The sequence below is a fragment of the Kitasatospora brasiliensis genome, from assembly GCF_032654805.1.
Taxonomy (GTDB): Bacteria; Actinomycetota; Actinomycetes; order Streptomycetales; family Streptomycetaceae; genus Kitasatospora; species Kitasatospora brasiliensis.
In genome coordinates, this window is record NZ_JAUOOW010000005.1 from 616,466 (window position 1) to 636,237 (window position 19,772).

Here is a 19,772-nt window from a genome sequence, read left to right on the forward strand (position 1 = left end):
GGCGCCCGCCCAAGCGCCGGGAACCGTGGCGCCCTTTCCTGGAGGGCGCCACGGGTCTCGGCCTCTCTCGTTCCCGGGGCCGTTCCCGGCCCCTCAGACCGCCGGCGGGTACGGCGAAGGCCCCCGGAAACCGCCCTGCCGGGTGGTTTCCAGAGGCCTTCGTGACGGAATGCTCGCGCGGCCGGTCAGCGGCGGCGGTAGCTCACCGTGTGGGGCGTCGCGTAGCCGGTGCCGTCGTCCACGATGATGATCTTCGGAACGATCCGGGTCTCCTCCTCCGTCTGAGCCCCGTCGTCCTTCCCCTCGGCCGGCTCCCCGGCCGGCTCGTCGTCCTTCTTCCCGCCGACCGACTCTCCGGCGGGCGGCGAGGCCGGCTTCGGCGGCACCGGCCCGGTCGCCACCGGCCCACCGATGGCCTTGGCGGCGCTGCCGCCCACCACCGGCGTCCGCAGCACGGGTGCCGGCTTATCCCGGACGGGCGCCTCGGCCTTCCGCAGGTCCGGCACCGGGACCTCCCCGGTGTCCGCCTCCGAGTCCACCGGCACCGCGTCGGCCACGGCGTCCTCGACCGCGTCCGCCGGGGCGGAGGCGGCGGCGGCCTTGGACGCCCGGGAGGCCGTGGACCCCCCGGCGGCCTTCGCGCGCTGAGCCGCCGCGGCTGCCGCCTCGGAGTCGATCTGGCCGACCGCCGCCCCGGTGAGCGAGGCCAGCGTGGCCTTGATGTGGTCCAGGTGCTGCTGCACCGTCTCCAGCCGGACGTCGAACTCGCGCTGCTCCTGCTCGGTCGCCGCGTTGATCTTCTCGGCCTCCCGACGGGCCTGCTCGATCATCTGGTCGGCCTTGGCCTGGGCGTCCGCCTCCAGCTGCTTGATCTGGTTCAGCACGGTCTCCCGCTGCTGCTCGGCCTCCTTGACCCGGCGCTCGGCGGTCGCCGAGACCTCGGCGTCCTCGGCGTCGGCCTTGGCCTGGGCGGCGGCGAAGGTCTCGTCGGCCTTGCGGCGCCGGGCGGCCAGCTCGGCCTCGGCCTGCTCGCTGGCCTCGGCGGCGGCCACCCGCACCTTGGCGGCGTAGGAGGTGGCGGCGTCCCGCTCGGCCCGGCTCTCCCGGTCCGCGTCCGAGCGGATGCCCTCGGCCTCCGCCCGGGTGCGCTCGGCGATGCGGCGGGCGGCCGCGTCGGCGTCGTTGCGGGTCGCGGCGGCGAACTCCCTGGCGGCCCGGTCGGCCGCCTGCCCGGCCTCGTAGACCTCGTCGCGCAGGTCCTCGGCGAAGCGCTCGGCCTTCTCCCGGACGGCGCGCGCCTCGTTCTCGGCCATCGCGGCCAGGCCGGCGGCCTGCTCGCTGAGCACCTGGTAGTCGGGCTCCGGGGCCTCCTCGGCGGTCCGGCGGATGTCGGCCAGCCGGGCCTCCATCTGCCGGATGCCGGCGCCCAGGACGCTCAGCCGTTCCCACGCCTCGTCACGCTGCGCGGTGAGGGCGGCGAGGGCTCGGTCGACCTGCTCGGGCATATAACCCTTGCGGGCCTGGGTGAAGCCGTACTGGGGGACGGCGTCGCTCATGGGCTCTTCCCCTCGTTTCGCGGGCTGCGGAGCCCATGATCGGACGGAACGGACGGATCCGGAACCGGTTCGGAGCCCGGGGCCGGATTCCGTCGCCGTACGGACCGGAATATGTCGAGGACGGGACGGATAGACCCATCCTCTTGACCTATTTTGCGCAGATCCGGGCGAAACCCCAATGAGGCACAGCTGCGGCGGCATGCCGGAGGGGTCGTCCCGGACACCGGAACGACCCCTCCCACCTGCGAAGATCGGTGACGGTCCGCTACAGCAGGCCGTCCCAGAACTGCTCCAGCAGCACGGCCCACCAGGTGTCCGCGCTCTGCAGGGCCGCCGGGTCGATCGCGGCGAGCTGGGCCTGGAAGTCGGTCGTCCAGCGACCGGCCTGCTCCGGCGTCAGCCCGTACCGCAGTCGCCACATCCGGCCCAGCAGGGCCAGCGAGCGGACGAACTCCGGTACACCGCTGTTGACGAACCGGGGCGGCTGGCCGGTTCCGTCGACCTCCACGGCGACCACGTTCGCGGTGCCGTACTGGACGCACAGCTGGCGGCCGTAGTCGTTGCCGAGCACCAGGTAGCCGCCGAAGTCCGGGCCCTGGGCGAGGCCGCGCTCGGCGGCCAGCTCGGCGAGCGTCGGGATCGGACGGCCCTCCTGCGCCTGCGCCCAGAAGAACGGCCCGAAGTCGCGCGGCAGCCCCGCCCACATCAGGGTCTGGGACACCGGCTCGGGCACGCCCTGGCGGGAGACGGCGCGCTGCTCGTAGCGGAACAGGTTCTGCCCGAAGGCGGTGCCGACCTCCTGGGCGAGCTGCTGCGGCGGGATCGGCGGCAGCGGCTGGACCGTCCCGGGCGCGGGCAGCGGCGCCCGGAACGGGCGGACCCGCTGGGCGCCGGAGGCCAGCTGGTGCAGCTCGTCCAGGTGGTCGAGCAGCTCGGCCATCCCGGCCTGCCGGGAGGCGTGGTCCCGGCCGTACGGGGCGGTGTGGGTGAGCCGGACGTTCGGCCAGGACGCGGCGATCATGCGGTTGCAGTAGCCGCCCGGCAGGTCGCAGGACTCCAGCTCGGTGTAGAGCTCCAGCACCTGCTCCGGCGGCACGTTGAGCCGCCGCAGGTCCTGGAGGATCTTCCACTCCGGGTGCGGGGTGCCGGGCTCGCTGCGGTGCAGCAGCTTCTGCTCCGAGCCGTCCGGGCCCCGGTAGCTGAGCGCGGCGAAGTACCCCGGGCCGACCGCGGGCACGCCCGGGGGCACCGGCGCGGGCTGCGGCGCGCCGGGGGACGCCGCCGGCGGGACGACCCCGGGGGCACCGGCCGCGTTCGGGTAGCCGTAGCCGGCCGCGGGCGCGGCGGGGGCCGCCGGACCGCCGGGCGGCGGCGGGACGGCCGGGCCGCCGGAGGGCGGGGTGCCCGGGTCCGCCGGGCCGCTCAGCAGCGCCGGGTCGATCGCGTTCGCCAGCTGGGTCGCCTCGTACGCCATCCCGGACGCGGCCGGACCGCCCTGCGGAGCAGGAGCAGGGGCCGGAGCCGGGGCGTCACCGCCCCGCAGGCCCGCCGGGGGCGGGGGCGGCGGGGCGGAGTCGGCCCCGCGGCCGCCGGGGTGGGCGATGGGCGTGCCGGCACCCGGGGTGTGCTTCAGCTCGGCGGGCGGGGGCGGCGGCGGGACGGAGGCACCCCGGCCCGGTCCGGCGCCCGCGCCGAGGGACCCGGCGGGGCCGCCGCGCAGCGCGGCCGGCGGGGGCGGCGGCGGGGCCGAGGCCGCACCCCGGCCGAGGCCGGGCGGCGGCACCGCGCCCTCGGGCGCGCCGGGGACGGGGGCACCGGGGCCCGGAGCACCCGGCATCCCGGCCAGGCCGGGCACCCCGCCGGGCGGGGCCAGCATGGTCGGCGCGTGCTCCACCTGCGGGCCGCCGACGGGCGGTGCGGCCGGGGCGCCCGGCAGGCCCATCAGTCCGGGCATGGCGTCCGGCGGCGCGAGCAGCGTCGGCGCCGGCTCGGCGGCCGGAGCGGGAGCCGGAACGGGAGCGGGGGCCTGCGGGGCAGCGGCCTGCGGGGCCGCAGGCGGCACCGGCGGCATGCCGTAGCCCCCGGTCCCACCGGTCGGCGGCATCAGCATGGTCGCGGCCTCGGCGGCCACCGGGGCGGCGGCCTCCGGCAGGTCCGAGCCGCTGGTCCGCAGCCCCTCGGACCTCAGGACGGTCCCGGCCTCGTCCCCGTCCGGGGCCGGGGCGGGCGCCACCGGAGCAGCGGCCTGTGGCACAGGAGGCTGGGAGGGCAGCGGGGCCTGACCCGGCTCCTCGTGCCCGGGCGGCGGCGCGAGCATGGTCGGCGCGTCCCCGGCGGGCCGCTCGGAGACCGGCGGCTCGGTCAGCACGGCCGGCGCGGACTGCGGCACGAAGGCGGGCGGCGCCGCGACGGGCGGCTCCTCGACGGGCTCGGCGACAGCAGCGGGTACGGGAACGGCAGCGGGCGCGGCAACGGCGGCACCCGCCGGAGCCGTCCCCAGCCGTTCCGCCTCCGCCGCGATCGCCGCGGCCCCCGCTTCCTGGAGCCACTGCGGCGGGCTGAGCAGGAAGGACGTCGCCTCCACCGGCCCGGGCGCGGGCTTCGCCGCCCCAGCCGGGTTGGCCGCCACCGGCCGCCCGTAGATCTCCTCGAACTGCCGGACCACCTCGTTGACGGGCAGCGCGGGCCACAGCGTGCTGGCGCCCGAGTCCCGGGCGATCACCAGCCGCGCCTCCCCCGAGCCGCCGCCCGCACCGCCCGTGCCGTCGGCCGGGCCCGCGGGCGCCACCGCCCAGCAGACGAAGCCCAGGTCGAACTCCCGGACCCGCACCTCGCGCTGCTGCGAGCGCGGCACCCCGCCGTTGATCCACTCGTCGGCGAGCTCCTGCGCCTGCGCGTACGTCACCACGCCCGGTTCACCCCTGTCCGCATCCTCTTCGTCCCCCGTTCCACCGGCACGCCCGGTCCCACCGTGATCACCGACACCACCGCGACCACGTGCCTCAGCCCATCGGGACGGCCCGGGCGAACCCGCCGTCCACCATCAGCTCCGCGACCGTCTCCAGCTCCGGCGGGCTGCCCGCCAGCCGCAGCAGGAAGGCGTCGAAGTCCTCCCCGCAGGGCAGCAGCAGCCGCGCGCAGCGGCTCTCCGGGGCCTCCGGGGCGCCGGTGTCGCGGGCGTCGTCGTACAGGTGGAACCAGACCGAGCCGGCCCGCTCGCCGCGCACCTTGAGCGCGACCAGCCCGCCCTGGGCGTAGGCGATGCCCAGGAAGTCCTTGGTGAGGTGGTCGCGCAGGCACTTGTTGGCGTACACCAGGTCCGTGGTGCCGTACTCCTCGGTGAGCGTCAGGAACGGCTGGTCGAGCAGCAGTCCGAGCTCGACGTCCAGCCCCACGCCGACCGGGGCGCGGCCGCCGCCCAGCTTGAGGAAGGTGCGGTAGGCGTCGGGCAGCCGGTAGCCGAGGCGCTGCTCGGCGCGCTGCACCAGGTCCTCGGGGACGCCGATCGGGTCGCCGCCGTCCCCGGCCAGCGAGAAGTGCACCGGACGGCGTTCCTGCAGGGGGCGGGTGCCGCGGCGGGTGTGGTCGGCGCCGGAGGTGGCCAGGCCGCCGTGGTGCCGCAGCAGCGCCTTGACCTCGACCGGGACGAGCTCCATGCGGCGCCAGCCGGGGGCGGCCCGGCCGACCGCGTGGTGCCAGGTCCAGCCGGCCGGGGTGGCGACGGCGGTCGTCAGGTCGGCCCAGAGCGGGTGGCCCTGGGTGTAGAGCGCGGCGTTCGCCGAGACGTAGTCGGTCAGCCGCAGCTCGTCCACGCCGAAGCCGTCCGGCGGGTCGGCCACCTCGGCCGCGGCGGCGGCGTACGGGCCGAAGTCCGGGTAGCCGTACTCGTCCACCCTGACCCCGGCGGGGTGCCGCTCCGCGCGGACCGGGTCCGGGAAGTGCACCACCTGACCTGCGTACGCCGCGTTCGGTGCGGCGGCGACGCCGGGCCGACCTGTCGTCATCTGGGAGCCCCCACTGGCTGCTGCAAATACGGTGCTTGCTGGGCACCAGCCTAGGCCCTGCCCTCAATCCCCCGTCCGGCAGGCGCACGGCCGGGGAGGCCACGCCGCGGACGCCCGCCGACCGCCGTCAACAGGGGCCGCACCGGGGCGAGTTGCCCGCACGGTACCGGCCGCGCCCCGGCCCGGAGGCCGTTTCGGTAGATCAGCGGACAAGTCATGACGAGGACGTGTGCATTCGGTCAGGATCGGGTGACCGCCCGGCAGGTCCGTCGCGGCGCCGGCCGCCGCCGCACCCCGGATGTGCGGTTGTCGGTGTCGTTTGACAGGCTTGCCCCGGACCGGCCCGGTCACGCCGGCCCACGCCGGCCCACGCCGTGTCACGACGAGGAGGAGGACGGATGACCACCGGTGAGCCGGCGGGCCCGCCCGTGCTGCGCCACCACCGCGACAGTCTGCTGCCCGCCGTCGCCGCCGCGCTGTCGCTCAAGGGCGGCGAGGTGCACACCCTGGCGGGCGCCAAGGACCCGCGCCGCCCGGTCCTGCACCACCTGGTCGCCGAATTCCTGGACGCCCTGCCGCGGGAGGCCCGCGAGCGGTTCACCGGATGCTGCCCCGAGGCCGTCCTGCTCTCCCAGTACCTGACCACGGTCGACGGCAAGCGCTCCAAGCGCGCCGCCCGCAAGCCGATGACCCTGCACGAGGCCCGCAAGGCGCTCAAGGGCTCCCGGATGACGACCGTGCGCATCCGCGAGGAGGGCGACCCGGCCCACGGCAGCCACGCCCCGCCGTGCCGCTCCTGCGCTCCGATGCTGGAGCACTTCACCGTACGGAGCGTCGCCGTCGGGCCGCCCGCGCACTGACCGGCCGAGCACCGAACGCCCCCTGCCCCCCAGCCCTGGAGCCCGCCCTGAACCCGCCGATCCCGCCCGCACCGGCCACCCTCTCCCCGGCCGGCCCCCGGACCCGCCCGCGCTTCGCCGCCGACGTGGCCGCCGAGCTCAAGGCGGCCGGCTGGCACCCCGGCCGCTGGCAGATCCGGCAGGCCGAGGAGTGGGCCGACACCCTGGTCGGGTACGGCGCGCCCACCGGCGTCCGGCACGCGGTGTTCCCGGCGGCGGTGGAGGCCTGGGCCGAGTTCGGCGGCCTCGCCTTCGACCTGTCCGGCCCCGGCCGCCGGCTGGCCCGCACCCCGTTCCTGATCGACCCGCTGTGCGGCCTGCACCAGCCGCGCACCCTGCTCGACCTCGGCCGGGCACTGGGCAGCCGGCTGGCCCCGCTCGGCGAGGAGGCGTACGGGCAGGCGCTGCTGGCCGTCGACGAGGAGGGCCGGGTGTACAGCCTGGACCACGCCGGCGAGTGGTTCCTCGGCCACGGCATCGACCAGGCGATCTCCACGCTGGTCCTGGGCACCGTCCCGGAGCGGCTGCGCACCCCGGACGGGTACTGAGCGCGGCCGGCAGCCGCCAGGCTCAGAGCAGCCGCCGGGCTCAGCCCAACCGCTCGGCCCGCACCGCCAGCCGCGACGGCAGCACCGCCTCGATCCGGAAGCCCCCGTCCGCCTCCGGCCCGGAGGAGAAGGTGCCGCCCAGCGCGATCACCCGCTCCCGCATCCCGACCAGCCCGTTGCCCCCGCTGGGCAGCTGCGCCGCGCCCTTCTCCCCGCCCGGGCAGGCGTTCACCACGGCCACCCGCACCCCGTTCGGCGCGTACGAGAGCAGCACCGACACCTGCGCGCCGCCCGCGTGCTTGTGCGCGTTGGTCAGGCCCTCCTGGACGACCCGGTAGGCGGTCTGCTCGGCCTCGCCGGTGAACTCCTGCCGGCTGCCGCTGACCGTCAGCGTCACCGCCATCCCGGCCGCCCGGGACTGCTCCACCAGCCGCGGCAGTCCGGCCAGCGAGTCCGGTTCCGGCTGCCGCGGGTCGTCCATCCGCAGCACCCCGAGGATCTCGCGCAACTCGTTCAGCGCCTGCCGGCCCACCTCGCCCATCAGCTTGGCGCTCTGCGCGGCCCTCTCCGGGTCCTTGAGGACGATCCGCTCCAGCGCCCCGGAGTGCACCACCATCAGCGACACCCGGTGCGCCACCACGTCGTGCATCTCCCGGGCGATCCGGGTGCGCTCCTCCAGCCGGGCCCGGCGGGCCCGCTCCTGCGCCTGCTCGGCCAGCAGGTCCAGCTCGGTCTCCAGGCCGTGCGCCCGGTCCTGGAGCGACTCGATCAGCCGCCGCCGGGCGCCCACGTACAGTCCGGTCACCACCGGAGCGACCGCCAGCCCGACGGCCACCATCACCGACAGCAGGATCTGGCCCCACAGCGGCGGCGGCTCCACCGGGGAGTCGCCGACCGTCATCAGCGACACCGCCATCACGGCGGCCGCCTCGGCGAAGGCCAGGGTGGACAGCGCCACCACCCGCCGCCGCCGGGTGGGCCACTCCCAGGTCGACGCCAGCGTGTACAGCGACACCACCAGCAGCACCACGCCCAGCATCCCGGGCATCACCAGCAGCGTCACCAGCACCGGGACGGCCGGCCAGCGCCGGCGCACCACCAGCGAGCCGCCGGCCACCGTGCCGAGCACGGCTATGCCCACCGCGCCGAGGGTGCTGACGTGGATCCGGGCGGAGAAGAAGGCGATCGTGCCGACCACGCACTCCACCGCGGCCAGCAGTGCCAGCCCGACGTCCAGGAAAGCGCTGCGCGGCCGCTTCCACCACCAGAACCACCGGACCGGCACGCGCTCCCCAGGCGACTTGCTCATGCCCCACAGCGTAAGCGGCATCATCGTCCCCTCCCCACCGGGATTGCCCGCCACACCCCCACGGGCCGTCAAGTGGTCCAGACCACAGGTGGTTTTCGGCGGCCCTGTCCGCCATCCGGCCACCTCGCGGACAGCGCAGGCCCCGACACCTATGCTGGTCGCGTCGGACAGCGCGGTCCGCACGCGTCACACCCGCCACAGCCGTGTGGAACCGTGACGATGAGCCGTTGCCGAACCCCACCACCACAGGGAGCCAGCCGTGACCGCTCCGGTCCCCACCCCGGCGGACAGCACCACGCCCGTCGTCGCCGACAACGCCGCCCTGCGCGCGGACATCCGTCGCCTCGGCGACCTGCTCGGCGAGACGCTGGTCCGTCAGGAAGGCCCCCAGCTGCTGGGCCTGGTCGAACAGGTCCGCCTGCTCAGCCGCACCGACGGCGAGGCCACCGCCGAACTCCTCTCCGACATCGACCTGGACACCGCCGCCAAGCTCGTCCGGGCCTTCTCCACCTACTTCCACCTCGCCAACGTCACCGAGCAGGTGCACCGCGGCCGCGAGTTCGCCACCCGCCGCGCCCGCGAGGGCTCGCTGCTCGCGCAGACCGCCGACCAGCTCGCCGAGGCCGACGCCAAGCACCTCCAGGACACCCTGGCCCACCTCGCGGTCCGCCCGGTCTTCACCGCGCACCCCACCGAGGCCGCCCGCCGCAGCGTCCTCAACAAGCTGCGCCGGATCGGCGAGCTCCTCGACCGCATCCACCGCGACGAGGTCACCTCCGGCCTGGCCGCCGCCGACCAGGCCCGCACCAGCAGCGCCAAGCGCTCCGCCGACCGCCGCCTGGCCGAGGTCATCGACCTGCTCTGGCAGACCGACGAACTGCGCATCGCCCGCCCCGAGCCCACCGACGAGGCCCGCAACGCCGTCTACTACCTGGACGAGCTCTACCGCGAGGCCGTCCCCGAGGTCCTGGAGGAGCTGCACGAGGAGCTCGCCCGGGTCGGCCTCAGCCTGCCCGACGGCGTCCGGCCGCTCACCTTCGGCACCTGGATCGGCGGCGACCGCGACGGCAACCCCAACGTCACCCCGCAGGTCACCTGGGACGTCCTCAACCTCCAGCACGAGTACGGCATCAAGGACGCGCTCGCCGCGATCGACGACCTGCGCAACACCCTCTCCACCTCCGAGCGGCTGGCCGGCGCCTCGGTCGAACTGCTCGCCTCGCTCAACACCGACCTGCACCTGCTCCCCGAACTCAGCCCGCGCTACAAGCGGATGAACGCCGAGGAGCCGTACCGCCTCAAGGCCACCTGCATCCGGCTCAAGCTGGAGAACACCCGCGAGCGGCTGGCCGGCGGCACCCCGCACGTCGAGGGCCGCGACTACCTCGGCACCCGCGAGCTGATCGCCGACCTGCGGCTGATCCAGGAATCGCTGCGCGCCCACCGCGGCGAGCTGATCGCCGACGGCCGCCTGGCCCGCGCCATCCGCACCGTCGAGGCCTTCGGCCTCCAGCTCGCCACCATGGACGTGCGCGAGCACGCCGAGGCCCACCACCACGCCCTCGGCCAGCTCTTCGACCGGCTCGGCGAGGAGGCCTGGCGCTACGCCGACATGCCCCGCGAGTACCGGCAGCGGCTGCTCGCCAAGGAGCTCCGCTCGCGCCGCCCGCTCGCCCCCACCCCGGCCCCGCTGGACGAGGCCGGCGCCAAGACCCTCGGTGTCTTCAACACCATCCGCGAGGGCTTCGAGCGCTTCGGCGACGAGATCGTCGAGAGCTACATCATCTCCATGTGCCAGGGCGCCGACGACGTCTTCGCCGCCGCCGTACTGGCCCGCGAGGCCGGCCTGATCGACCTGCACGCGGGCCTCGCCAAGATCGGCATCGTGCCGCTGCTGGAGACCACCGAGGAACTCCAGCAGGCCGACCGCATCCTCGACGAGATGCTCTCCGACCCGTCCTACCGCCTGCTCGTCTCGCTGCGCGGCGACGTCCAGGAAGTCATGCTCGGCTACTCCGACTCCTCCAAGTTCGGCGGCATCACCACCTCCCAGTGGGAGATCCACCGCGCCCAGCGCCGGCTGCGCGACGTCGCCCACCGCTACGGCATCCGGCTGCGCCTGTTCCACGGCCGCGGCGGCACCGTCGGCCGCGGCGGCGGCCCCTCGCACGAGGCCATCCTGGCCCAGCCGTGGGGCACCCTGGAGGGCGAGATCAAGGTCACCGAGCAGGGCGAGGTCATCTCCGACAAGTACCTGCTCCCCTCCCTCGCCCGGGAGAACCTTGAGCTGACCATCTCCGCCACGCTCTCCGCCTCGGCGCTGCACACCGCCCCGCGCCAGGCCCCCGAGTCGCTGGCCCGCTGGGACGCCGCGATGGACCGGGTCTCCGAGGCCGCCCACACCTCGTACCGCGCCCTGGTCGAGCAGGAGGACCTGCCGAAGTACTTCTTCGCCGCCACCCCGGTCGACCAGCTCGCCTCGCTGCACCTGGGTTCCCGCCCGTCCCGCCGCCCCGACTCCGGCGCCGGCCTGGACGGCCTGCGGGCCATCCCGTGGGTGTTCGGCTGGACCCAGTCCCGGCAGATCGTCCCCGGCTGGTACGGCGTCGGCTCCGGCCTGGCCGCCGCCCGCGCGGCGGGCCTGGGCGACGTCCTGGACGAGATGTACGGCGAGTGGCACTTCTTCCGCAACTTCCTGTCCAACGTCGCCATGACGCTGGCCAAGACCGACCTGCGGATCGCCGGCCACTACGTCGAGCAGCTGGTGCCCGGCGAGCTGTGGCACGTCTTCGACGAGATCAAGGCCGAGCACGCCCTCACCCTGCGCGAGGTGCTCCGGCTCACCGGCGAGAGCGAGCTGCTGGAGCACAACCCGGTGCTGAAGCAGACCTTCGCGGTCCGCGACGCCTACCTCGACCCGATCTCCTACCTCCAGGTCGCGCTGCTGCGCCGCCAGCGCGAGGAGCTCTCGGCCGGACGCCACGACGACCCGCTGCGCGCCCGCGCGCTGCTGCTGACCGTCAACGGCATCGCCGCCGGCCTGCGCAACACCGGCTGACCCACCCGGCAGAACGGCCGAGGGCCGGTGTCCCCGTCCGGGACACCGGCCCTCGGCCGTTCCTGCTGTCTACTCCTCGCCCGCGCGTCGGCGCTTCAACCAGAGCGCCGCACCGCCGGCCGCCACCACCAGGCCGCCGCCGACCGCCAGCAGCCCCGCGTCGGGGCCCATCGAATCGCCGAGCACCGGCCCGAACTGCGCCGCCGCGGGCTCCGGCGAGATCGCCGGGTCGGGCTCCGCCACCGGCTCCGCGTGTGCCACCGCGCCGCCCGACAGCAGGACCCCGGCCGCCCCCAGCGCACCGGCCGTACCGACCCGCCGCCCGAGCTGCTTCAGCCCACCCACCCGGCCGCGTCGCACTCGGCGGACCGGACGCAATCCCCGCATGGAGAACTCCCCAGGACTCGTTCGCGTACCAGGCCGACGCTATCCGATCCCGCACAGGGTTCTCACACGGATTCAGGTTTGGACGGGCAAGCGTTGTACGACCGTTGCGTACCCCTGACCCGGTCTTGACGACGGGTCAGGAGTTGTAGGTGCCCTGCGCCCGCTCCAGCCCCTCGGACAGCAGCGCCTCCACCGCGTCCGCCGAGCGGTCCACGAACCACTCCAGCTCCTTGCGCTCGGTCGAGGAGAAGTCCTTCAGCACGAAGTCCGCGACCTCCATCCGGCCCGGCGGACGGCCGATCCCGCAGCGCACCCGGTGGTAGTCCGGACCCAGCGACTTGGTGATCGACTTCAGCCCGTTGTGGCCGTTGTCCCCGCCGCCCAGCTTCAGCCGCAGCGCCGCGTAGTCGATGTCCAGCTCGTCGTGGACCGCGATCAGCGCCGAGGCCGGCGCCTTGTAGAAGTCGCGCAGCGCCGTCACCGGCCCGCCGGAGAGGTTCATGAAGGACATCGGCTTGGCCAGCACCACCCGCTTGCCGGCCAGCCGCCCCTCGGCCACCTGCGCCCGGCTCTTGTGCGCCTTGAACTTGGCGCCCATCCGCTGCGCCAGCAGGTCCACCACCATGAAGCCGATGTTGTGCCGGTTCCGGGCGTACTGCTCCCCGGGGTTGCCCAGCCCCACCACCAGCCACGGGCCCTCGTACTCGTCCGCCATGCCGCTCGTCCTCTCCTTCGCGCTCGTCGTCATCATCCCGGACACACCGCTGCCCCGGCCGCTCCAGCGGGAGCGACCGGGGCAGCGGTCTCAGCTAGTGACGCGAGGCTCAGGCCTCGGCGCCCTCGGCCTCGGCGGCCTCGTCCTCGGCCGGGGCGGCCTGGGCGCCGATGACCTGGAGGACGACGGCGTCGGCCTCGACGGCCAGGGAGACGCCGGCCGGCAGGACGATGTCCTTGGCGTGGATGGAGGCACCGGCCTCCAGGCCCTCGACCGAGACGGTGACGGACTCGGGCAGGTGGGTGGCCTCGGCCTCGATCGGCAGGGCGTTCAGCACGTGCTCAAGCAGGTTGCCGCCGGGGGCCAGCTCGCCCTCGGTGTGGACCGGGATCTCGACGGTGACCTTCTCGCCGCGCTTGACCAGCAGCAGGTCGACGTGCTCGATGGTGCGCTTGATGGCCTCGCGCTGGACGGCCTTCGGCAGGACGTACTCGTCCTTGCCCTCGATCGGAACGACCAGCAGGGCGTTCGGGGTCTTCAGGGCCATCATCAGGTCGTGGCCGGGCAGGTTCAGGTGAACCGGGGCGTGGCCGTGGCCGTAGACGACACCGGGGACGAAGCCGGCGCGGCGGGCACGACGGGCGGCACCCTTGCCGAACTCGGAACGGGTCTCAGCGGCAATACGGATCTCGGACACGACTGCACTCCTCATGGAAAGTGGCGCGGGGGTGCAGGCAACGCGAAAAACCGCCGGGACCACACCCTCAGTACGTTCGGGGGTCACTCGGCGGCAACGGCCTGCCAGGGGACGGGATTCCGCCACCGGCAGCGCGTCGATCACGGAGCGGGCGCCCGTCGAACAGGCACACGGCATCCCTCGCCGAGCAGTTTCACGAGTCTAACCGCACCAGCGGCCTCCCGCGAAATCGGCGGCGGCCCCGGTCCGTCGGAACCGGGGCCGCCTGCACGGGCCTTCGTCAGTGCACGCCCTCGAAGAGGCTGGTCACCGAGCCCTCTTCGAACACCTCGCGGATCGCGGCGGCGATCGACGGGGCGATGGACAGGGTGGTGATCTTGTCCAGCTGGATCGAGGCCGGGGTGGGCAGCGTGTTGGTGAACACGAACTCGCTCACCCGCGAGTTCTTCAGCCGGTCCGCGGCCGGGCCGGAGAGCACACCGTGGGTGGCCGCCACCACGACGTCCGCGGCACCGTTGTCGAACAGCGCGTCGGCCGCGGCGCAGATGGTGCCGGCGGTGTCGATCATGTCGTCGACCAGCACGCAGACCCGGTCCTTGACGTCACCGACGACGTCGGCCGACAGGATGGTGTTGGCCTGGGTGATGTCGCGGCGCTTGTGGATGATCGCCAGCGGGGCGTCCAGCCGGTCGCACCACTGGTCGGCGACCTTCACGCGGCCGGCGTCCGGCGAGACGACGGTCAGCTTGGAGCGGTCCACCTTCTCGCCGATGTAGTCGGCCAGCAGCGGCAGCGCGAACAGGTGGTCGACCGGGCCGTCGAAGAAGCCCTGGATCTGCGCGGTGTGCAGGTCCACCGCCATCAGGCGGTCGGCACCGGCCTGGCGCAGCAGGTCGGCGATCAGCCGGGCCGAGATGGGCTCGCGGCCGAGGTGCTTCTTGTCCTGGCGGGCGTAGCCGTAGAACGGCAGGATCGCGGTGATGCTCTTGGCGGAGGCCCGCTTCAGAGCATCGATCATGATCAGCTGTTCCATGATCCACTGGTTGATGGGAGCCGTGTGGCTCTGCATCACGAAGCAGTCCGCGCCACGCGCGGAGTCCAGGAAACGGACGTAGATCTCGCCGTTGGCGAAGTCCAGGGCCTTGGTGGGGACCAGCTCGGTCCCGAGCGCCTCGGCCACCTCCCTCGCCAGCTCCGGGTGGGCACGGCCGGAGAAGAGCTTCAGCTTCTTCTCACCCGACGTCGTGATCCCGCTCACTGCACCGTCTCCTCGCGTTGCGGACGCTGAACCCTCGACCCGGCGACGGGCAGGCAGGGCCCGCTCGCGGCACGGGTAGGGGAAATGTCGGTACGCCTGGACACGGGCGGTAAGCCCAGTGGCGCACGTATGTCCCCAAGGTTACGCGCCCGCGCAGAAACCGTCCGCCTCGGGACCCGGCCCCCGGGCCCCGAGGCCCCGACTCAGGCCTGTTCGGCGTTGTCCGGCGCGGCCTTCGCGGCCTGCGCGGATACCGTCCCGGGGCGCTTGCGCTCGACCCAGCCCTCGATGTTGCGCTGGGTGGCGCGGCTCACGCCGAGCGCCCCGGCCGGGACGTCGGCGGTGATCACCGAGCCGGCGCCGGTGTAAGCGCCGTCACCGACGGTGACCGGAGCGATGAACATATTGTCCGATCCCGTACGGCAGTGCGCACCGATGACCGTGCGGTGCTTGTTCACGCCGTCGTAGTTCACGGTGACCGAGGCGGCGCCGATGTTGGTGCCCTCGCCGATCGTGGCGTCACCGATGTAGGACAGGTGCGGCACCTTGGCGCCCTCACCCAGCTCGGAGTTCTTCACCTCGACGTAGGTGCCGACCTTCGCCTTGCGGGCCAGCTTGGCGCCCGGCCGCAGGTAGGCGTACGGGCCGGCGGTGGCCAGCTCGCCCACCTCGGCGCGGTCGGCCGTGGTGTTGCTCACCCGGGCGCCGGCGCCGACCAGGGTGTCTTTGAGGGTCGAGTTCGGGCCCACCTCGCAGCCCTCGCCCAGGTGCGTGGCGCCCTGGAGCTGGGTGTTGGGCAGCACGACGGCGTCCGGCTCGTAGCTGACCTGCACGTCGAACCAGGTGGTCGCCGGGTCCACCACGGTGACGCCCGCGCGCATCGCCCGCTCCAGCAGGCGGTCGTTCAGCAGCCGGCGGGCCTGCGCCAGCTGGACCCGGTCGTTGATGCCCAGGATGTCCCGGTGGTCCTCGGCCACCACGGCGCCGACCCGGTGGCCCGCCTCGCGCAGGATCTGCAGGGTGTCGGTCAGGTACTCCTCGCCCTGCGAGTTGTCCGTGGTGATCTTGCCGAGCGCCTCGATCAGCAGCTTGGCGTCGAAGGCGTAGACACCCGAGTTGATCTCGGCGATCGAGCGCTGGGTGGCGGTGGCGTCGCGCTCCTCGACGATCGACAGGACGGTGCCGTCCTCGTCCCGCAGGATGCGCCCGTAGCCGTACGGCTCGGGGACGACGGCGGTCAGCACGGTGCCGCCGTTCTGCTGGGCCTCGTGCGACTGGGCCAGCTGGCGCAGGGTCTCCACGGTCAGCAGCGGCGAGTCCCCGTAGGTGACGATGACGGTGCCGTCCAGCGCCACGCCGTCGGCGGCCAGCGACTCCAGCGCCACGCGCACGGCGTGCCCGGTGCCGTTCTGCTCCGCCTGGACCGCGGTGCGCACGGCCGGGTAGTGCTCCGTCAGGTGCTCCACGACCAGCTCGCGCTGGTGGCCGACCACCACGACCAGCTCACCGGGCGTCAGTTCCCGGGCCGCCGAGACCGCGTGACCCACCAGCGAGCGCCCGCACACCTCGTGCAGCACCTTGGGCAGCTTGTTCGACTTCATCCGGGTCCCGCCACCGGCGGCGAGCACGACAACGGCGGCAAGCGAATTGGCACCCATGCGGGGAGGCTCCTCGGTAAGTTCACAGAGAGGGCAGAGCAGGCCCGGCCCGGACCCAGGCCGGTTCGCCATACGCACAGTCCGCCGAGCAGCACCGACAATACCGGCGCGGGGGAAAACGCCCGAACCCGAGGCGTGCAGAGGCTCCGCCGCTAGGATTCGAACCCAGACAAAGGCCTCCAAAGGGCCCTGTGCTGCCATTACACCACGGCGGACAGTCGTGTCAGACCCTACCCGAGACGGCCCTGCCGTGGGTACGACTTGCGGCGATCCACCGCCCGATTCCGGGCCGTTCCGCCGAACCCACGGGGTCCTCGGTTCATCCGTCCGGCCGGGTGAATTCACCCGGCCGCCGCGTATCCGCGTGTTCCCCTGGACACGGAGCGCAACCTACGATGCCGTAGGTTACGCCAACGTAGCTCCGCTTCCGTCCCGTTCCGGGACGCCGCAAAGGGACGCCCATGACCATCCAGGCAGGCGAGACCACCGAGACCGCCCAGACCACCGAGACTGGGCAGACCACCGGCCCCGACACCGCCGCCACCCGGCTCTCCGCCACCCGCGGCGGGGAGAAGCAGGGCCCGGCCGAGCGGATCGCGCTCTCCCTGTTCATCCTCGTGCCGTTCGCCGCCCTGGTCGCCGCCGTCCCGGTGGCCTGGGGCCGCGGCCTGGGCTGGACGGACCTCGCGATCACCGTCGTCATGTACTTCCTCACCTGCCACGGTGTCACCGTCGGCTACCACCGCTACTTCACCCACGGCGCGTTCAAGGCCAACCGCCCGATGCGCCTCGCCCTGGCGATCGCCGGGAGCCTCGCGGTCGAGGGCCCGCTGGTGCGCTGGGTGGCCGACCACCGCAAGCACCACCGGTTCAGCGACAAGGACGGCGACCCCCATTCGCCGTGGCGCTACGGCGAGAGCGTCCCGGCCCTGATGAAGGGCCTGTGGTGGGCCCACATGGGCTGGCTGTTCGACGAGGAGCAGACCCCGCAGCTCAAGTACGCCCCGGATCTGGTCCGCGACCCGGCCCTGCGGCGGATCTCCCGGCTGTTCTGGCTCTGGACCGCCATCTCGCTGCTGCTGCCCGCGCTGGTCGGCGGCCTGGTGAGCCTGTCCTGGGAGGGTGCCCTGTCCGCCTTCTTCTGGGGTTCGCTGGTCCGGGTGGCGCTGCTGCACCACGTCACCTGGTCGATCAACTCGATCTGCCACGCCGTTGGCCGGCGCCCGTTCCGCTCCCGCGACCGCTCCGGCAACGTCTGGTGGCTCGCCGTGCTCTCCTGCGGGGAGTCCTGGCACAACCTGCACCACGCCGACCCGACCTCGGCCCGGCACGGGGTGCTGCGCGGGCAGATCGACTCCTCGGCCCGGCTGATCCGCTGGTTCGAGCTGGCCGGCTGGGTCCGGGACGTCCGTTGGCCGGACGCGCAGCGGATCGCCGCCCGCCGCGCCGCATGAAGGGGCGCTTCCAGCATGATGTAGGGGTGAACGGGAGCAGCGCAGACAGCACAGGCGGTCATGACAGCACGCGGACGGGCGCGGCACCCGCTACGGCGCCGACCCGTCCGCGGGCCGCTGCACCGGCGGCCGGCCCCGCCGAAGGAGGAGCGGCCCCGACCCCGCGCCGCCGGGGCGGCCGGGTCCGGATGACCGGCAAGCAGCGGCGCGAGCAGCTGCTGGAGATCGGCCGGACGGTCTTCGCGGAGCGCGGCTACGACGGCACCTCGGTGGAGGAGATCGCCGAGCGCGCCGGGGTGTCCAAGCCCGTGGTGTACGAGCACTTCGGCGGCAAGGAGGGCCTGTACGCGGTGGTGGTCGACCGCGAGATGCAGCTGCTGCTCGACATGGTGACCGGGGCGCTGACCGGCGGGCACTCGCGCGAGCTGCTGGAGCAGGCCGCGTTCGCCCTGATGGACTACATCGACACCTCGACGGACGGCTTCCGGATCCTGGTCCGGGACTCCCCGGTGGCCCAGTCGACCGGCACCTTCGCCTCGCTGATCAGCGACATCGCCACCCAGGTCGAGGACATCCTGGGCCTGGAGTTCAAGTCCCGCGGCTTCGACGCCCGGCTGGCGCCGATGTACTCGCAGATGCTGGTCGGGATGGTCGCGCTGACCGGGCAGTGGTGGCTGGAGGTCCGCAAGCCGGACAAGGCCACGGTGGCGGCGCACCTGGTGAACCTGGCCTGGCACGGGCTGGAGGGCCTGGAGCGGCACCCGAAGCTGGTCGGCGAGCGCAAGGGCTGACCGGACTACCGGCCCGGTTGCCGCTTGGTCCCCACCGCGAAGATCCGCCGGAACGGGAACACCGTCCCGTACGGCCCGGCCGGGTAGGCCTCGCGCAGCAGCCGCCCGTACTCGGCGAGGAAGGCGGCCCGGTCGGCCGGGTCGGTGAGCCGGGTGAGGACCGGGCGCAGCGCGCTGCCCTTGACCCATTCCAGGACCGGGTCCGGCCCCGGCAGCAGGGTGCGGTAGGTGGTCTCCCAGACGTCCGGGCGGCAGCCGGCGGCGGCCAGCGCGTCGAGGTAGCGCTCCGGCGGGTGGACCCCGGCCCGGACGGCGTCCTCCCCGAGCGCGTCCCGCCAGCGGGCGCTGCGGCGCAGGTCGGCGAGGACGGTGTGGCTGGGGGCGTCGAAGTTGCCGGGGACCTGGAAGGCGAGCACCCCGCCGGGTTCGAGGGCGTCCGCCCAGCGCGGCAGCAGCTCCAGGTGGCCGTCCACCCACTGGAGGGTGGCATTGGAGACGATCAGGTCGGGTCGGGCCGGGGCCGGGTCGTAGTCCCGGGCGTCGGCGAGCAGGTACTCGGCGCTGGGCTCGCCCTCGGCGCGGGCGGTGGCGAGCATCGGGGCGGAGTTGTCGACGCCGGTGAGGCGGGCCCGCGGCCAGCACTCGCGCAGCACGGCGGTGGAGTTGCCGGGGCCGCAGCCGATGTCCAGGATCACCTCGGCACCGGGGTGCGGGACGGCGGGGACCCGGGCGAGCAGCTCGCGCAGCGGGCGGGTGCGTTCGTCGGCGAAGCGAAGGTACTGCGCCGGGTCCCAGACGGGGTTGGGCATGGCTCACCTCAAAAGTATCTCGACATCAAGATATCCACAGTTAGCCTTGCTGGCACATTTCTCGACGTCAAGAGACTTCACATCGACACATCCACCGATACACTGATCGTCATGGAGGACGAGGTCGACAGGCTGGTCGCAGCATGGCACCGGGAGCGCCCCGACCTCGACGTGGAGCCGCTGGAGGTGCTCAGCCGGGTCAGCCGGCTCGCCCGGCATCTGGATCGCGCCCGCCGCACCGCCTTCGCCGAGCACGGCCTGGAGCCCTGGGAGTTCGACGTCCTGACCGCCCTTCGGCGGGCCGGCTCCCCGTACCAGCTCTCCCCCGGCCAGCTGCTCACCCAGACCCTGGTCACCTCCGGCACCATGACCAACCGGATCGACCGGCTCACCGTCAAGGGCCTGGTCAAGCGGCTGCCCGACCCGGACGACCGGCGCGGCGTCCTGGTCCGGCTCACCGACGACGGCCGGGACCGCGCCGACCAGGCGCTCGCCGGGCTGCTCGCGCACGAGCGCGAACTGCTCGCCCAGCTCAGCTCCGACCAGCAGACCGAACTGGCCGCGCTGCTGCGAGTGCTGGTCGCGCCGTTCGACAACATCCCGGGCTGACGGGCACCGGCTTCAGCGCC

The 19,772-nt window shown here is 73.9% G+C and carries 16 protein-coding genes and 1 tRNA gene; 6 read left to right on the forward strand and 11 right to left on the reverse strand.

Translation table 11 applies throughout. The features are described from left to right. Positions 1-185: 185 nt before the first annotated feature. From QWJ13_RS22285 to QWJ13_RS22295, 3 genes are all read right to left on the reverse strand, one after another. Entirely contained in the window at positions 186-1,556 is a 1,371-nt protein-coding gene (locus QWJ13_RS22285) for a coiled-coil domain-containing protein (RefSeq protein ID WP_316526581.1), read from the reverse strand. Between the two features lie 265 nt (positions 1,557-1,821). Further along, on the reverse strand, positions 1,822-4,464 hold the full coding sequence (locus QWJ13_RS22290; RefSeq protein ID WP_316526582.1) for an SUKH-4 family immunity protein: 2,643 nt from the start codon (positions 4,462-4,464) through the stop codon (positions 1,822-1,824). 94 nt (positions 4,465-4,558) lie between these two features. After that, positions 4,559-5,560, reverse strand: a complete 1,002-nt coding sequence (locus QWJ13_RS22295) for an SMI1/KNR4 family protein (protein WP_316526583.1) — start codon at positions 5,558-5,560, stop codon at positions 4,559-4,561. Positions 5,561-5,958: 398 nt separating this feature from the next. On the opposite strand from QWJ13_RS22295, the gene QWJ13_RS22300 reads away from it, so the two are divergent. Continuing rightward, positions 5,959-6,420, forward strand: a complete 462-nt coding sequence (locus QWJ13_RS22300; RefSeq protein ID WP_316526584.1) for a YwqJ-related putative deaminase — start codon at positions 5,959-5,961, stop codon at positions 6,418-6,420. A gap of 125 nt (positions 6,421-6,545) precedes the next feature. Then, entirely contained in the window at positions 6,546-7,007 is a 462-nt protein-coding gene (locus QWJ13_RS22305; protein ID WP_316526585.1) for an SUKH-3 domain-containing protein, read from the forward strand. Between the two features lie 40 nt (positions 7,008-7,047). Here the strand turns inward: QWJ13_RS22305 and QWJ13_RS22310 are convergent, their stop codons facing one another. Continuing rightward, positions 7,048-8,316: a sensor histidine kinase gene (locus QWJ13_RS22310; RefSeq protein ID WP_316526586.1), complete on the reverse strand. Its 1,269-nt coding sequence runs from the start codon at positions 8,314-8,316 to the stop codon at positions 7,048-7,050. Positions 8,317-8,575: 259 nt separating this feature from the next. Here QWJ13_RS22310 and ppc point away from each other — a divergent pair, with 259 nt between their 5' ends. Then, positions 8,576-11,374 carry a phosphoenolpyruvate carboxylase gene (gene ppc, locus QWJ13_RS22315; protein WP_316526587.1) on the forward strand — a complete coding sequence of 933 codons (2,799 nt, stop codon included), beginning with the start codon at positions 8,576-8,578 and terminating at the stop codon, positions 11,372-11,374. 69 nt (positions 11,375-11,443) lie between these two features. On the opposite strand, the gene QWJ13_RS22320 is transcribed toward ppc, so the two are convergent. From QWJ13_RS22320 to QWJ13_RS22345, 6 genes are all read right to left on the reverse strand, one after another. Beyond that, on the reverse strand, positions 11,444-11,761 hold the full coding sequence (locus QWJ13_RS22320) for a hypothetical protein (RefSeq protein WP_316526588.1): 318 nt from the start codon (positions 11,759-11,761) through the stop codon (positions 11,444-11,446). A gap of 136 nt (positions 11,762-11,897) precedes the next feature. After that, on the reverse strand, positions 11,898-12,476 hold the full coding sequence (gene pth, locus QWJ13_RS22325; RefSeq protein ID WP_316526589.1) for an aminoacyl-tRNA hydrolase: 579 nt from the start codon (positions 12,474-12,476) through the stop codon (positions 11,898-11,900). Positions 12,477-12,585: 109 nt separating this feature from the next. Beyond that, the gene (locus QWJ13_RS22330; protein WP_316526590.1) at positions 12,586-13,173 is read right to left on the reverse strand and encodes a 50S ribosomal protein L25/general stress protein Ctc; all 588 of its coding nucleotides are present in this window, start codon (positions 13,171-13,173) and stop codon (positions 12,586-12,588) included. Between the two features lie 280 nt (positions 13,174-13,453). Beyond that, positions 13,454-14,431 carry a ribose-phosphate diphosphokinase gene (locus QWJ13_RS22335; RefSeq protein ID WP_316526592.1) on the reverse strand — a complete coding sequence of 326 codons (978 nt, stop codon included), beginning with the start codon at positions 14,429-14,431 and terminating at the stop codon, positions 13,454-13,456. Positions 14,432-14,634: 203 nt separating this feature from the next. Further along, entirely contained in the window at positions 14,635-16,089 is a 1,455-nt protein-coding gene (glmU, locus tag QWJ13_RS22340; protein WP_316526593.1) for a bifunctional UDP-N-acetylglucosamine diphosphorylase/glucosamine-1-phosphate N-acetyltransferase GlmU, read from the reverse strand. 144 nt (positions 16,090-16,233) lie between these two features. Beyond that, positions 16,234-16,304: transfer RNA gene (locus tag QWJ13_RS22345), tRNA-Gln, on the reverse strand. A gap of 246 nt (positions 16,305-16,550) precedes the next feature. Here QWJ13_RS22345 and QWJ13_RS22350 point away from each other — a divergent pair. Both QWJ13_RS22350 and QWJ13_RS22355 read left to right on the forward strand, forming a co-directional pair. Next, positions 16,551-17,543 (forward strand): acyl-CoA desaturase, encoded by a 993-nt coding sequence (locus QWJ13_RS22350; protein ID WP_316526594.1) that lies wholly within the window; start codon positions 16,551-16,553, stop codon positions 17,541-17,543. A 188-nt stretch (positions 17,544-17,731) separates the two neighbouring features. Next, positions 17,732-18,334, forward strand: a complete 603-nt coding sequence (locus tag QWJ13_RS22355) for a TetR/AcrR family transcriptional regulator (RefSeq protein WP_224285115.1) — start codon at positions 17,732-17,734, stop codon at positions 18,332-18,334. 5 nt (positions 18,335-18,339) lie between these two features. Here the strand turns inward: QWJ13_RS22355 and QWJ13_RS22360 are convergent, their stop codons facing one another. After that, positions 18,340-19,143: a methyltransferase domain-containing protein gene (locus QWJ13_RS22360; protein ID WP_316526596.1), complete on the reverse strand. Its 804-nt coding sequence runs from the start codon at positions 19,141-19,143 to the stop codon at positions 18,340-18,342. Between the two features lie 111 nt (positions 19,144-19,254). Here QWJ13_RS22360 and QWJ13_RS22365 point away from each other — a divergent pair, with 111 nt between their 5' ends. After that, positions 19,255-19,752: a MarR family winged helix-turn-helix transcriptional regulator gene (locus QWJ13_RS22365; protein WP_316526597.1), complete on the forward strand. Its 498-nt coding sequence runs from the start codon at positions 19,255-19,257 to the stop codon at positions 19,750-19,752. The last annotated feature ends 20 nt before the right edge of the window (positions 19,753-19,772 follow it).

Bases quoted from the DNA above. Each gene is read 5' to 3' on its own strand.
- QWJ13_RS22285 (WP_316526581.1), bottom strand. From the start codon at position 1,556: ATGAGCGACGCCGTCCCCCAGTACGGCTTCACCCAGGCCCGCAAGGGT.
- QWJ13_RS22295 (WP_316526583.1), bottom strand. From the start codon at position 5,560: ATGACGACAGGTCGGCCCGGCGTCGCCGCCGCACCGAACGCGGCGTAC.
- QWJ13_RS22300 (WP_316526584.1), top strand. From the start codon at position 5,959: ATGACCACCGGTGAGCCGGCGGGCCCGCCCGTGCTGCGCCACCACCGC.
- QWJ13_RS22310 (WP_316526586.1), bottom strand. From the start codon at position 8,316: ATGAGCAAGTCGCCTGGGGAGCGCGTGCCGGTCCGGTGGTTCTGGTGG.
- QWJ13_RS22320 (WP_316526588.1), bottom strand. From the start codon at position 11,761: ATGCGGGGATTGCGTCCGGTCCGCCGAGTGCGACGCGGCCGGGTGGGT.
- pth (WP_316526589.1), bottom strand. From the start codon at position 12,476: ATGGCGGACGAGTACGAGGGCCCGTGGCTGGTGGTGGGGCTGGGCAAC.
- glmU (WP_316526593.1), bottom strand. From the start codon at position 16,089: ATGGGTGCCAATTCGCTTGCCGCCGTTGTCGTGCTCGCCGCCGGTGGC.
- QWJ13_RS22350 (WP_316526594.1), top strand. From the start codon at position 16,551: ATGACCATCCAGGCAGGCGAGACCACCGAGACCGCCCAGACCACCGAG.
- QWJ13_RS22355 (WP_224285115.1), top strand. From the start codon at position 17,732: ATGACCGGCAAGCAGCGGCGCGAGCAGCTGCTGGAGATCGGCCGGACG.
- QWJ13_RS22360 (WP_316526596.1), bottom strand. From the start codon at position 19,143: ATGCCCAACCCCGTCTGGGACCCGGCGCAGTACCTTCGCTTCGCCGAC.
- QWJ13_RS22365 (WP_316526597.1), top strand. From the start codon at position 19,255: ATGGAGGACGAGGTCGACAGGCTGGTCGCAGCATGGCACCGGGAGCGC.